Annotated in this window: 9 protein-coding genes; all 9 read left to right on the top strand. The window is 53.8% G+C overall.

Annotated elements, in window-relative coordinates:
* The coding region (locus tag AB4Z33_RS23105; protein ID WP_442052149.1) for a hypothetical protein at window positions 1-2,293 on the top strand (2,293 nt) is incomplete at its 5' end.
* Between the two features lie 33 nt (window positions 2,294-2,326).
* Window positions 2,327-2,953, top strand: coding sequence for a CIS tube protein (locus tag AB4Z33_RS23100; RefSeq protein ID WP_442052148.1), 627 nt, complete (start codon window positions 2,327-2,329; stop codon window positions 2,951-2,953).
* A 4-nt stretch (window positions 2,954-2,957) separates the two neighbouring features.
* Window positions 2,958-4,043, top strand: a complete 1,086-nt coding sequence (locus AB4Z33_RS23095) for a phage late control D family protein (protein WP_442052147.1) — start codon at window positions 2,958-2,960, stop codon at window positions 4,041-4,043.
* Window positions 4,040-4,768 (top strand): phage baseplate assembly protein V, encoded by a 729-nt coding sequence (locus AB4Z33_RS23090; RefSeq protein ID WP_442052146.1) that lies wholly within the window; start codon window positions 4,040-4,042, stop codon window positions 4,766-4,768. Before AB4Z33_RS23095 ends, AB4Z33_RS23090 begins: the two co-directional genes overlap by 4 nt.
* Window positions 4,769-4,803: 35 nt before the next feature.
* The gene (locus AB4Z33_RS23085; RefSeq protein ID WP_307200548.1) at window positions 4,804-5,205 is read left to right on the top strand and encodes a GPW/gp25 family protein; all 402 of its coding nucleotides are present in this window, start codon (window positions 4,804-4,806) and stop codon (window positions 5,203-5,205) included.
* Window positions 5,206-5,223: 18 nt separating this feature from the next.
* On the top strand, window positions 5,224-8,319 hold the full coding sequence (locus AB4Z33_RS23080) for a baseplate J/gp47 family protein (protein ID WP_442052145.1): 3,096 nt from the start codon (window positions 5,224-5,226) through the stop codon (window positions 8,317-8,319).
* A 40-nt stretch (window positions 8,320-8,359) separates the two neighbouring features.
* Complete coding sequence (locus AB4Z33_RS23075) at window positions 8,360-10,639, top strand: putative baseplate assembly protein (RefSeq protein WP_442052144.1); 2,280 nt, start codon at window positions 8,360-8,362, stop codon at window positions 10,637-10,639.
* 31 nt (window positions 10,640-10,670) lie between these two features.
* Window positions 10,671-12,782, top strand: coding sequence for a phage tail protein (locus AB4Z33_RS23070; RefSeq protein WP_442052143.1), 2,112 nt, complete (start codon window positions 10,671-10,673; stop codon window positions 12,780-12,782).
* Window positions 12,783-12,812: 30 nt separating this feature from the next.
* Window positions 12,813-14,483, top strand: a complete 1,671-nt coding sequence (locus tag AB4Z33_RS23065) for a hypothetical protein (protein WP_442052142.1) — start codon at window positions 12,813-12,815, stop codon at window positions 14,481-14,483.
* Window positions 14,484-14,514 lie beyond the last annotated feature (31 nt).

The following is a 14,514-nucleotide window of genomic DNA, read 5'->3' as shown; positions in this document are numbered from 1 at the left end:
AGTGAAGCAAGCGGAGCARAGTGAGGCGAAGACGTCGGAGCGAGTGAAGCAAGCAGAGCAGAGTGAAGCGAAGGCGTCTAAGCGGGCGAAGCAAGCGGAGCAAAGTGAGGCGAAGACGTCGGAGCGGGCGAAGCAAGCGGAGCAGAGTGAGGCGAAGGCGTCTAAGCGGGCGAAGCAAGCGGAGCAAAGTGAGGCGAAGACGACTAAGCGTGTGAAGCAAGCGGAGCAGAGTGAGGCGAAGACGTCGGAGCGAGTGAAGCAAACGGAGCAGAGTGAGGCGAAGGCGTCTAAGCGGGAGAAGCAAGCGGAGCAGAGTGAGGCGAAGGCGTCCGAGCGAGTGAAGCAAGCGGAGCAGGCAGAATTGGACGATGCTAAGTCGGCAACAAATGCTGTTCAAGGCAGGTTGTCCGGAAAAGGAAAACCCGTTCCGGCGGCGAAGCTGGAGCATTTGGCAAAGAAGAACAGCCCGGAAGAAGCGGAGCAGGTCAGTAAAGCGGAGACGCAATCAACGGGTGCTAAGCCTGCTGCAGTCAACGATGCTGGGAGAACGAACGGTGCTGCGGCAAGCACGTCAAACGTGCCGCAACTTAGGAGCGAACGAGCTGTCGGCCAGCTTAAGCTGATGACGAGCCGAGGAGAAATGTCGGTGACGATTAATCAGCTTCCGGGGCATCTGCGACTGCTTAGGCAGCATACGACTTGGTTCGAGGCTAAGCCGCAATCAACAGCAACGCAGATAGAACCAAGTAAACGGGTGCTGCCTGCCATTACTGCGAAGCGGCTCGTACATCGCGAGAAAGAAGCGAAGGGCGATGCCAATGAACAAGCAGGCGTGACGAGAGGTTCCGTAACGGACTTGCAACGCTCACTCCCTGCTTCTAAAGCTGCCAAGCCGCAAGCTGCTCGATCGTCGGGATGGCCGACAGCTTCGATTAAGACAGGCGCCGCTGTCCAAGGCGGGGCTGAAAGGAATGTTTCGCTTGCGAGTGCGAGACAGCAACCGCAATCAGTTGTGCATACGAATTCGTTAGCCCATCTTATTAACTCTCGTATTAGTAGGCGGCATTCAGCCGATGCGCCGCAACTCCCCCCTTCAAGCAGAGCGAAAGGGATGGTTATAAAGAACGGAGCCCCCGTGCAAGGGAACGTGCGATTGGTGCTGCGGCAATCGCTTGGGAAACAAGTTATCTCGACAAGTACAACTAAGCCTTCAGAACAGCCTGAGGAACTTAGCCAGCGACTTCAGAATAACGTGACATCTTCAATAGCTTCCGTGCCAGTAACAACAAGCGAAGCATCACAACGGAGTACACCGCTGCAGTTGTCGCGTGGAAGCAAGCAGACGAGTCATTCTTCTACAGTTAAGCTGATTCATCAATCGCCCAAAGCGTCACCGTCACTGGCGGCGACGATTCATAGACGGCTTTCGGGAGCACAGCCCGCTCAGCCTGATCATTCCATTGCTGCCCAGCGGAGAACGAGCGCTGGCGCGAAGAAGAAACCGCAAGTTCAAAAGGCTAATAATGTCGCCGCAACCGTGGCCAAGCAAACGAGCGCGGGTTCGGGCAGCTTCATTTCGTCCGCGCTGAAGACGCCGATAGTCGACTTGATCGGAAGACGCAGCGCAGTTATGAAATCGGACGAAGACGTACAAGGGCAATCAGAGCAAGCCCGAAGCGGACAAGMTAGGTCTGCAGCTTTGTCTTCGCAGCCAACGTCCGCTGGGGCGATGGCCGCTCTTAAAACAAGTACGACTCATCGTCTTATTCGCAACATACAGCAAAGAACCGCTCCGCAGATAAGCCATAGCTTATCATCTGTGAAGAGTGCTGCTATGACTGTGCAGCGTGCCGGAAGCAGTTTCGTGCCGTTATCGCTGCAATCGGTGCGCAAGCACGCTGCGGAACAGCAGGCTTTTACACAATCGGGCAGCCAAACGCAGCAAGCAGCTGAAAGATCAGCTACAACGCCAGCTGCGGGTTCAAGCCCTCTGCGGTTGCGCTTCGCTGCTCGCCAAGCGGCATCGGCCGGAGCAGTGAGCGGAACAGCCACGCCGGGCACGTACTCCTCGGCTACCGCAATGCCGCAGCTTGCGCATCATCAACGCAAGCAAGCGGCGCAGAAGGAGCCTGAGCGTCATGTTCAGGTGGAAGCGCCGAAGGAGCTTGATCCCGAGAAGCTGCAGAAGATGATCATGAAAATTCCGCAGCTTCGTCCCGAGGCGATAGCGGATCAAGTATACAAAGCGCTGGAGCGCAAGATGAAGCTGGAGCAGCGCAGGCGCGGCTTTTGAAGAGTAGAAGAGTAGAAGAGGAGGAAGCTGATTATGGCCTTAAGCAAAGCGCAGTTTTGGATCTATTGGCATGAACGGACGCAAACGATAGACGTGATGTTCAACCCGACGGAATACGAACTAGAGGTAGGCAATCAATATTCGGAGAATGATGTGCCCGGTCTACAAAGGCCTATCTCGCAATTTGTCGGCGGCGATGCTTCTACCTTGACGCTTAGTCTGTTCTTCGATACTTACGAGCTCGGCACGGACGTTAGGGAGATTACTTCCGCCATTGTAGGCATGATGGACGTTGATTCCGATCTTCATGCTCCCCCGACTTGCCGATTCGTATGGGGCTCGCTTGACTTCAAAGGTGTCGTCACTTCCATATCGCAAAGATACACGATGTTTCTGGAATCGGGCGTACCGGTAAGAGCAACGCTCGGCTTGTCCATGAAGAGCAGCCAAACGATGAAGGAGCAGTACCAGGAAATTCCGCGGCAATCAGCTGACCGGACGAAGCTGAAGACGATTAAGCTGGGCGATCAGCTATGGTCGATTGYAGCAGACGAATATGAGGATCCAGGCGCATGGCGGCATATCGCCGAGGCTAACGGCATCGATAATCCGCGCTTGCTTGCAGCTGGTAAAAGTTTAACTATTCCAAGATTGGAGTGAGAGTATGCCGGCCAACACCTTTGATTCACTAGAGACCAAATACGGTGGTTTTACTGCGCCTGAAGCCGACATCCTCATTGATGGGCAATTAATTAGACTTTTAGATATGGCATTGGAATGGGTCGACGTGGAGCAGACGACCGATGCGCAGGCGGATGTTGCCAGATTCTGCATCGCGAACGCCTTCAAATGGCAGGACAACGTCATGCAATGGGTCGGGACGACGATTGCCGTAGGGAAGCTGCTTCAGGTAAAGCTTGGTTATGCGGACAAAAAAGGGCTCGTATTTGACGGTGTGATTACCGGCTATAACGTCGAGTATGGCTCGAACATGAACCCTAAGATCATCGTAGTCGCGATGGACCGCTCTTTCATGATGATGAAGTCGTCTCATTCCAAAGTGTGGTCGCAATCGAAGGACAGCGATATCGTTCAACAAATTGCCGGCGAATACGGACTATCGACCGATATTGATGCGACGACCGTTAAGAAGAATACCATTGAACAGATCGGCGTGAGCGATTACCACTTTATTCGCTCGCTCGCGATGGATAACGACCGGCATTTTTATGTGACGGCGTCCAAGCTTTATTTTAAAAAACCAAAAACGTCGGGAGATCCAATCATTACACTGCAATATGGCAAAAGCTTGCTGGAGTTCACGCTTCAGGTTGATGCATCCAGCCAAGTAGCAGAGGTGAAGGTCAGAGGTTACGATGTGGACAAAATGGAGCCGATCGAAGCTTCTGCGAAGACGATAACGAAGATCGGCACGATGGAGAAGGCGGGTCCGAGCGTCGCGGCGCAACTCTCTGCGAAGAAAATCGAGATCGTCTACACGCAAGCGACTTCACAGGATGAGGCTACCGCTCTTGCCAAGGCGATGCTGGAGAGACTGTCGCGCGAGCTTGTCAGCGGACATGGCAGCTGCATAGGCTTCCCGGAGCTTAAGCCGGGCGAGCTTATCAAGTTCGACGGGTTAGGCGGAACGAAGCTAAATCATACGGCGAGATTGACGAAGGTGTCACATAAGATGGATTCGGACAACGGCTACATTGTTCATTTCGAAACGGAGGGGAATGCCATATGAGCTCGAACTTTACAGGTTTTTTTGATTCGCACCAGCGCTCTATGCCTTCCGAGCAATTATCCGGCGTCTTGAACGCGATCGTCAGCGATAACAAAGACCCTGAGAAATTAGGCCGCGTAAAGGTTAGATTTCCGCTTCGGGAGGGGCAACTGCAGACCGATTGGATTCGGATTGCGTCCTTGATGGGCGGTAACGATATGGGTACGTTGTTCGTCCCTGAAGTCAACGACGAGGTGCTGGTCGCCTTTCTAATGGGCAGACTCGATCAGCCGGTAGTTATCGGAACGCTGTGGAGCAAGAAAGCTCCCCCTCCGGCTGGCAAAGAGAAAAACGATGTTCGCAAGATCAAGACGCGAAGCGGGCACGAAATTACTTTTGACGATAACAGTACAGACGGAAGCATTACGATCAAGACGAGCAAGGGCCATAGCATTGAAATGGACGATAAGGGCAAGAAGGTATCGATTACGATGCAGAACACGCAACAATCGATCGTGCTGGACAGCACCGCGAACAAAGTCACGGTGAAGAGCGGCGATACGGCGAAGCTCGAGATGACTTCGCAAGGCGATGTGACGATGACGGGCGCGAAGTCGCTGACGCTTAAGGGAGCGCAAGTGAAGGTAGAGGCCGATGCCTCGCTGACTCTGCAGTCGAACGGGATGATGGAAGTGAAGACGAATGGCATCCTGACGCTCAAGGGCTCTATGGTCAAGATCAACTAGCCGCTTAGTTCAAACGGAAGAGGGGGAGTGCTGGAATGTCGGCTTCTTTTTTGGGAAAAGGATGGAAGTTTCCTGTGCAGGTGGATGCCACGACAGGCCGCATTTTGATGGCCGATGCCGAGGAGGATATAGCGGAAGCGATTCGAATTATTATTCGCACCTCGAAGGGGGAGCGGCTAATGCGGCCGGATTTCGGCTGCGGACTGCGAGAGTTCGTTTTCGGCACGACAGACGAAACGTCACTGCGGCTCATATCAAGCGAAGTTACGGATGCAATTCGGATATGGGAGCCCAGGGTGAAGGATATCGAGGTGAAAGCGCAGCTTGATCCTCAGCATACCGGGCGTGTGCTGCTGACGGTATCGTATGCGGTGCGGTCAACGAACAATTTGTTTAATCAGGTCTATCCTTTTTATCTCGAGGAAGGCACGAAATAACGGGAGCGAAGCGATGCGATGAAGCATGGAGGAAGAACGGGCGGCGGCCTTCGTCCGCCAAGCATTAATGCGAACAATGTTGCCTCTTTCATGGCTAGATTGAAAGAGATGGCTCCTCACTATACGCCGGAATGGCGGTTCTCGCCGGAAGATCCGGATGCGGGTACAGGCTTGGCTTATTTAACGTCGGAGATGCTGCAGGATACGGTGGAGCGGCTTAATCAAGCGCCTCTGAACCATTTTCTAGCTTTCCTTGATCTGATTCAAGTGAAGCTGCAGCCTCCGCGTCCGTCACTTGCGACCGTTGTATTCGGGCTCAGCGAGGGCGCTGTGAATCCCGTCTATCTTCCGGCAGGACTGGCGCTTACCGCGCCGAATCCAGAGGGTGGCGAGCCGCTGGTGTTCGAGACGGAGAAGACGCTGCTGGCAACGCCTGCCAAGCTGCAGGAATGGATTAACGTCCTTCCGGCGAAGGATCGGATTGTGACTTCAGCCGAGAAGTACAGCCAAAGCATAGAAGCGGGAATCGTACCGGAGGTGCGTTTGTTCGATACCGATTATAAGGTGAACGAACAGGAGCATTCGATGTATATCCGTCATGACGATCTGTTTCTTGTCGATCGTCCTAATCGCTTCTACCTGAACGTGCATCATTCGGAGAAACGTTATTCGGAGCCGGAGCTGGCCGCTTCCCTCGCTTCCGATCTTGTTGAGTGGACGTATCCGAGCAATGGCCAGTGGGTGAAGTTCGATGAGGCCACTGCTGCCGGTCAAACGATTATTTTGTATAAGAAGCAGGCGGGCAAGCTTGAAGTTACGGAGTATCAAGGCATTAAGGGGCGCTGGATACGTTGTACGGTGAAGCAACTGCCGGACGCGGCTTCGCCGCTGCTCGAGAAGCATTTGGAGATGGACAAGCTGCGTATACGCGCGGCGCATGATGCGCATCGCGATACGGAAGGCATTAAGCCGAGCGCATTGTATTTCAATGATACCGAGGTGCCGGCAGACGGCTTCTATCCGTTCGGCGAGCATTTCGTACCTTATTCCGTGTTTTACTTGTCATGCGAGGAGGCGTTCACGAAGCGCAAGAGCCATGTAAAGCTAAGCTTTACGGCCAAGCTGTCGGCTAATCGTCTTCGCATGGCCCAAGACCCCGAGGTCAAGTGGAAAATGGTCATGAGAACCTATGATTTCGAGGAGAAAGACCCGCCGAGAATTCATATTCGCAAAGTGCAGTGGGAATATTGGGACGGCGTGAATTGGGCCCGGCTTCCCGGGAGCGAGCAGTTCGGAACCTTATTCGATGAGCTGCCGGAGCAAGAGGAGAGAAGGTTTACCGTTGAATTCGAATGTCCTGAAGATATAGCGCAGACGTTCGTCAACGGCTCATACGATTATTGGCTGCGCGCGCGCGTACTGCAGACCGATCCGATTATTGCGCCGGTCGTAGAATATATGTCGCCGTGGCTGTCTTCACCTGCATTTACATATGCACAGCCTTCGCAGGCATTATTCATGCCTGACAGTCTATATACGAGAAGCAATATCGAAGTGAGAGAACGCACGCAGGAGGCGAGAGCGGGAGGAGCAGCCTATAAGCTGTTCGAGCCGCCGGCAACGAAGCAGCCGACCGTGTATGCTTCATTCGATACAGCCCCGACGAAAGGGCCGCTGCGGACACGCTTCGAGCTTGATCGTCCATTCGCAGGCCGCAATCAGCCACCTTGGGTGGAGTGGGAAGCGTTATGCGCGCAGAACGGCAGGCTCGTCTGGCTGCCTGTGAAGACAACGGACGGCACGGATGGTTTTACATCGAGCGGAGAGCTGCAATGGGTAGGACCGCAGACGATGGTGCAAGCAAGCTTGTTCGGACGCGAGCGGTTCTGGCTGCGGGCGATTAATCGCGACGGCTGCATGGACGGAACGTATCCGCAGCTGCCGGTTGCTAGCCGCATTGATATGAATGCGGTGACAGCCAGGCAGCAGGTCAGTCAGGAGAGAGAGCTTGCCATTCCGCTTGACGGATTCGTACAGCTGACACAGACCGCTTTCATCGACGAAGAAGTATGGGTGGATGAGGTTGAGAGATATACGGCGCTCGAGCAGGAGAGATTGCTGGAAACCGAAAGCTCGGCGTACGCTGCTCAACGCGACGGCGAAGGCGAGATCCAGCGCTTCTGGGTACGCTGGCAGGCTGTTGCCTCGCTGGCCGAATCGGGGCCGGACGATAGACATTATGTGACGAATCATGCGGGAGGCACGCTGCAATTCGGCGATGGGGTACACGGACGCTTGCCTTCCTCGCAGGAGTCGGAGACGGTCAGAATTCGCTTCAAGACGACTGCCGGAGCTGGCGGTCATGTAGCGGCAGACCAAATTACAGGTATGCAGCTTCCGATCGCCTTCATCCGAAGCGTAACGAATCCCGCGCCATCGATTGGCGGCGGCGATGCGGAGCGTATCGAGCAGGTGGTTGCCCGCGGACCGCAGCAGCTTAAGCATCGGGGTCGCGCAGTTACGACGAAGGACGTCGAATGGATTGCCCGCGAGGCGTATCCGCAGATTGCGAAGGTGAAGTGCTTAAGCAATCGGGACGCTTTGCTTAAGCGAACTCCCGGTGCTATTACGGTTGTTGCTTTCCCTGCGGGCGGGCTTGGCGGTACGGCACAGTTTCCGGAGCTCAAGAAGACGGTGGAGCGTGAGCTTATTCGCAAAGCTTCCAATCTTGTATCGCTGGGCGGTGCAATTCGTGTCATCGAGCCGGCTTATCTGGAAATATCGGTGCATGCCACCGTTGCGGCGGAATCAGTGGATGAGCTGCTACCGCTGGAGCTGGCTTCTGCTGCTAAGCTGGATGCGTTCCTTGATTCCATTACGGGCAATGCGGACGGCCAAGGCTGGAATATCGGCGAAGCGCTTCATATTTCGGTGCTTCATTCATTGCTTCATTCGGTAAGGTCGCTGCTCTACATAGAACGATTGTATTTACATGTCATCAAGATTGAGAACGGCGTGCGTACAGAGTGGGATCCCGCGCGAATGGGCGAGGTCATCCATGGCATTGTCGTTAACGGGCATCATCAGATTACGGCAATCCCTGCCCCACATTAATAATGATATGACTTAAAGCTGCAAGGAAAGGAGGCATCCTATGCTGCCTAGATTGCCGCTGGACGATCGGAGCTTCGCCGAGATCGTCCAGCATTCCAGACGACTGATACCGAAACGCGTTCCTGAATGGACCGATGAGAACGCGCATGATCCAGGCATGACCATCCTTGAATTATTCGCATGGCTGACCGAGATGCAGCGTTATTTCATAAGCCGCGTTCCGGACAAAAACCGTCGTAAGTTTCTTGACTTGCTGGGCGTTGCGCCGGCAGATACGCAATCGGCAGAGGCGCTTATTCAGTTCACGAACGTAACTGAGCAAACGACGTTGCCGCGTGGAACGAAGCTCATGGCGGAAGACCAAATGTTCGAGACGGATACGACGGTTAAGCTCGTTCCGCTGTCGCTTGACCGGATCATTACAAGAACGGAACGGGAAGCGAATGATGTGACAGCATCCAATATACATTCGGATGTCGTCTACTACGCTTTCGGCGCCGATGCGAAGCAATCATCCAAATTATACATATCGTTCGACCGAGAACTCATTTCCGGCGAACAAATCACACTCAATATAGAGCTCATGCAACCTGGGAATGAAGGACAAGAGAGGCATGCTTCAGAGCTCCTTGATCCGCTACTTGCAGCTTCTGTGATTACTCCTTCCTCCAGGCTGTCATGGAAAGTATACGGCTATGACGAGGCAACGGAGACGGCGGCTTGGCTTCCGCTGGACATCGTGCGCGACGAGACGCTGCATTTGACGCTAAGCGGTAAAATGACGTTCCGCGTCGGAGCGTCAATGCGTGCGGTAACGGTTCATCCGGCAAGCGATCGTGCGCGTTATTGGATATGCTGCACGCTTGAGGAGCCGGGTTACGAGATGCCTCCGCGCATACGCCAGCTGATGCTTCATACTACGATCGCGGTTCAACGGGATACGCTGTGCGAGGTGATCGACTTGCCTTTCCACGGCGGGGAGCAAACGTCGATCGTGAGCGATACCTACTTATCCGTGTTCGGGAAAATCCGCGTGCAAGTGCAAAATATCGATTTTTCATGGACGTATTGGCAGGAAGAAGAGACGTCGGACATGAAGAGTGACCATCTGACGAAACAACGCTCGAAGCTGTATTCGGTGAAGCGAAGCCCAGGTAAAGATTATTTGGAAGTTCATTTCGGCGGCAGCGTAGACGGCGTCATGCCGGAGGCAGGCCAAATGATTCGAATTATCGCAAGTATGCCGAAGTTCGATCTGCTGCGATTAGTCGGTCGAAGCAATGGACTTCCCGGCCAATCATTCGACTTATATGACGTCCCATGCAAAAAAAAGGACGCCATTAAGCTGCAAGTTGGAGAGAGCGAAGCAACTGGAGAATTGAAATGGTTTGACTGGACGCGGGTTGACGACTTCGACCATTCAGGACCCGGCGATCGCCATTATGTGTATGATCCGGTCGGAAGACGAATCTACTTCGGTAACGGTGAGCGCGGCGCTATTCCAGCGTCTTGCTTGGAAGAAAATATTTGCTTGATTGGCTGCGAGCTTGGCGGTGGCGAACGAGGCAATGTGAAGTCCGGTCTTATAACGGAATGGGTATGCAACGTGCAAGCCGAAAACGGAATTAAGGTTGACAATCCATTCTATGCTGCGGGCGGCTCGGAGGCGGAGACGCTTGCTGAGACGCTGCAGCGCGCTCAGACGGAGCTGAAGCGTACGTTCCGCGCTGTAACCGATGAGGATTACGAGACGATCGCCCGCGAGACGCCGGGTGCGGCAGTTGCCAGAGTACAGGCGATTCCGCTGTACAGACCTGGACTTGCCGATTATCCGAGAGAGCGGGCTGCCGGGCAAGTATCGGTTGTCGTTGTTCCTTACAGCTTAAGCGAGACGCCGACGCCAAGCGCCGGTTTCTTGCAAACGGTAAGGAAGCATATCGATTCGCGGAGGCTGATCACGACCGAGGTACATGTTATCCCTCCCGTTTATATCAAAGTGACCGTTCATGCGGTCGTTGTTGTTGAACCGCAATTCATCGATGAAGGCGAGCGGCTTGTAGAGCAGCTAAGGCGGCTGCTGCGGCCGCTTGACGGAGACGATGGCTCACCGGGCTGGACATTCGGCAGAGCGGTGTATAAGGGTGATATTTATAATTCGCTTAGCGGAAGCAACGGCGTTTTGTTCATACAAGATTTGTGGCTGGATGCGGAAGGCGCCCATGTGAAGAAGAGCGCGGGCGGCGATCTGATCCTGCCGCCTCATGGCCTTGTGTTCTCGGGCAGTCATGAAATTGAGCTGATAAGCAGCACGCATCTATGATGTCGTACCGCGGACGGCAGCAAAGGAGGGGATGAGTCTGAACGGACTGGATCGTTATTTCTCGATTAATCGCGAGGAAGATTGGCGGCGCGGCACCACATACAATTTGGAGTCGCGCACGGCAGGCTTCGGTGTGCGAAGAGATAATAAGTACGGGATTGCCGGTGTTCTGCAGCTAAGCGAGTTGGATGGAACGGGAACGATTCGCGAGATTGCGATCGGCGAGCATGATCGGTTGTATTTGCTTGATGAACGGGCCGATCTTTGGATCTATGATCGCAGAAACACGGACCATAAGCGGCTGTTCACGCAAGGACATGGCTTATTCAGCGCCGATGCGAGGCTCGCAGCCTCCGGCGACCTGCTGTTCGCAGCCGACAGATCTGGCGATTTAACGCTTGCGGCGTATCATACGGATACGGGGCAGACGTTGTGGTCCCGTGCCGGCCAGCAAGCGGACGGTATGCCGCTTTATCCAATCGCGATAGCTTCGGATAAGCGCTACATCTATGTGCTGACACCGCTTGAGATCGATGTGAGCGGCGATGAGCCAACGGTGCCCGAGGGGGGCAAGCTGGGGGTAATGCTGTTCACGCATAGCGGCGCTTTGACCGGTGTGTGGAGCGATCCAAGCTTCACGCAGCGGGTGCGGGCTAAGCTGAAGCATTTGAACCGGACTTTCTTTATGTCGCTGTCCCCGAGCGGGAAGCTGTACATTTTCGACACGCTGTTCGCTAAGCTGTATGCCTTTACTAACAGCGGCAATCTGGCAGAGAAGAGAGATCTGCCCTCGCTTCCTTATGCGGGATTATGTATCGATAGCTCTGGTATGCTCTATATCGGCGACTCGAGACAGATGGATCAGGAAAGCGAGGATGACCGATTTATCGTCAGGCTCGATGCAGCCGGTCAGTCAATAGGGAAAATTACGAGCTTCCGAGGCAAAGCCGATCAATTGCTTATCGACGGCAGAGACCGCATGTTCATATTGAACGGTGACGAGGGCGTTGTGACGATGCTGAATCTGCAGCCCCAGACGCTGGCGATGGAAGAGACGGGAGTACCAGAGGGTGTGTGGTTATCGCGCGCTTACGATAGTGCGGAAGCCGATACGATATGGCATAAAATGACGCTTGATGCGTTCATTCCCGACGGTACGCAGTTAAGAGTGTCCTACTTCACGTTAAACGAGGAAAGCTGTCTCATTAACGGAGCGTATCGCAAGGTCGACGATTGGCTGGCTGATACGTCGTTATCGTATCGAGACAAGCTGAACGCGCTTGCGCATTACTGGTCGCCGCCAGTCATTAATCCGAAGGATTCGCTGTTTTTTGGCGCCAAAGGACGGTATTTATGGATTAAGATCGAATGGATCGGGACGGAGAGGCATTCGCCTTTGCTCCAGACGATGCGGCTTTATTTTCCGCGTGAGACGTATTTATCGTATTTGCCGGCGGTATATCAGGAGGACCCTGCTAGCCGCGACTTTCTAGAGCGTTACTTATCTTTATTCGGTACACTATTCTCCGAGGTAGAGAGCGAAATTAACGGTTTGTCGGACTATCTCGATCCGGAGCTGGCGACAGGCGAACATCTTAGGTGGTTGTCGTCCTGGCTTGGCCTGGAAACCGACGACTATTGGACCGATGGACAGGTGGAAGCATTCATCAAAGCTGCGCCGGAGCTGTACCGATACCGAGGTACAAGGCAGGGGCTAATGAAGACGATCGAAATTTACACGGGACAGTCGCCGCTTATTATTGAATATTTCCAGACGAAGGGCATGCGCGACAACGCAGAGCTTAGGGAGCTTACGGATAAGCTGTACGACGGCGATCCCTACACCTTCACCGTTCTGCTTCGGCCAGAGCAAGCTCCTAACGAGAAACAGCGTGTTGTCATCGAGCAGTTAATTGAGGAGCAGAAGCCGGCCTATACGGAAGCGAAGCTTGTGATGCTTCAACCGTGGATGTACTTGGACCTTCATACTTACCTTGGCATCAACACCGTGCTGACGGAGCCGTCGCTCATGACGCTGAACCCTAACCGCACGATGCCTAACGATACGTTGATCGTCGATGTCGGCATGGAGAAGCGAATAGACATACATACTCGCCTTGAGATGGATTCAGAGCTTGAATAATAGATGAAGTTCGTGAAGGAGTGGGAATTGATGAAAAAATCGAGATTGTATCCATTTGAGAGAAATCGGTATTTTTACGRCAAGCTGCTGACGGTGCGCGACTTTGAATCGGAGCAAAAGTATTTTAACGACAAAAGAAGATTGTTGAACCGCCTGCTGTACGGAAGCGGCGTATTGTCGGGCATGCAGGTTGTCGCCGTTGATGACAAGACGATTTCGGTCGAGATGGGCGTAGCGATCGACTATATCGGCCGCGAGCTCGTTATTCCTTCCCCGGTAACGTTAAAGCTGTCGATGATTGAAGGCTTTACGAACAATGAATACAAGAAAAACGTATATCTTTGCGTGGCTTACGATGAGAAGGGCAAAGAGCCGGTTCATTCCGTCGGCAACTCGGCGATTCGTTCCGATGAAGTGAGCGAATATAATCGCGTGCTGGAGTCGTACCGCTTGTTTATCGTAGAAGAGGCGCCGGCGCCATCTTCCTTCGAATTCGTTCGTTTGCTGGAGAACGTGACGACGATTTATGAGGATGTAGGCGTTCGTATTACGCAGCGCATGCCGAAATATGTTAACCCAGGCGAGGTTGTCGAGGTTAAGCTCGTCGTTGAGAAGACGCTCCAAACGCCGCGCATTGCTTTCCAATACGACTATGATGCGGTTGGCTTCACTACGGTAGGCCATGACGGGCAAAACGTATCGTTCGCAGAGCCGGGCGATGCGCAGGAAACGGAATATACGGTCAGCTTCCATGTGAAGGCGCCGCTTGAAGCGGGAGGTTCCGCTTCGCTGACGGTGCCAAATTCGGCTGCAAAGCTGACAATCGGCGACGCGGTCATTCCGCTCGATTCCAACGCGAAACATGTGATTGAAGTGCTGGAGGAGCCGGTAGCGGAGCGCATTCTGAAGGACTGGCATGAGCGCAGCCTGGAAGAAGCTGTCGAGGGTTCGGCGGATCAAAGCATTTGTTTGGCGAAGATCAGCCTGCTTCAGATGGGACCGACCTATATGATCGAGAAGGTCGACCGCGTTCCTTACGGCGAATACATCGAGAGCACCTCTTTGCTGCAAAGACTCTCCCAGACTTCGCGCGCTTCGTCGCTGCATAAGTTCTATGCAAGCGCGGAAACGGAAGATTTGGAGTATGGCGCCAAACCTTCATTGGATGTGCAATATCATCCGGATCGCAATGAGTTCGACTTTAAGCTCGGCATTCCGCGTCCGCAGCACTTGTATGACGAGATTGCAACCGGCACGATGGAAGTATTGCTGGAGTCGATCGGCAAGTCGGGAGGTTTCTTCTTCTCTCGGGGCAAGAAGAACTACGTCTCCGACGAGATCAACCATGGACTTGGCGAAGGACAAGTATCGGTCGTCGTCGGCCTGGAAGAAGTGGAACGTTCTGTGGCGGGCGATGTGAACGCTACGCAAAAACGGATCTACTAYGGTCAAAGCGACGTGTTCAAGGGAACGGAATTCGAGCCGGACATTCCGAACGTATCGCTTGGAACGATCGTTTATCCCGAGAAAGGAACGTTCCGCATCGGCATGAAGCTGCAGGGTGATATGGAGTCTACCGCATCGGTTATTGCCGTACGCTGGTGGGCGTTCAAGAGCCTCGGCGCAGCTCCTCAGCAGGGCGAGCTAGACAATGATTCATTAACGGATGCAATGGCCGAAGCGGCTGCTTCGGAGGAATAGCATGTAATTGGGCCGCGAGACTACGCTTCAC

Source organism: Paenibacillus sp. 2TAB19, from assembly GCF_052115185.1.
Lineage (GTDB): Bacteria > Bacillota > Bacilli > Paenibacillales > Paenibacillaceae > Pristimantibacillus.
Note: the sequence above shows the minus strand (reverse complement) of the source record. Positions and strands in the feature narration are given on the sequence as shown.

Excerpts from the sequence above, each read along its gene's own strand:
- AB4Z33_RS23090 (WP_442052146.1), top strand. The coding sequence starts at position 4,040 with ATGAGCTCGAACTTTACAGGTTTTTTTGATTCGCACCAGCGCTCTATG.
- AB4Z33_RS23085 (WP_307200548.1), top strand. The coding sequence starts at position 4,804 with ATGTCGGCTTCTTTTTTGGGAAAAGGATGGAAGTTTCCTGTGCAGGTG.
- AB4Z33_RS23070 (WP_442052143.1), top strand. The coding sequence starts at position 10,671 with ATGAGTCTGAACGGACTGGATCGTTATTTCTCGATTAATCGCGAGGAA.
- AB4Z33_RS23080 (WP_442052145.1), top strand. The coding sequence starts at position 5,224 with ATGAAGCATGGAGGAAGAACGGGCGGCGGCCTTCGTCCGCCAAGCATT.
- AB4Z33_RS23075 (WP_442052144.1), top strand. The coding sequence starts at position 8,360 with ATGCTGCCTAGATTGCCGCTGGACGATCGGAGCTTCGCCGAGATCGTC.
- AB4Z33_RS23095 (WP_442052147.1), top strand. The coding sequence starts at position 2,958 with ATGCCGGCCAACACCTTTGATTCACTAGAGACCAAATACGGTGGTTTT.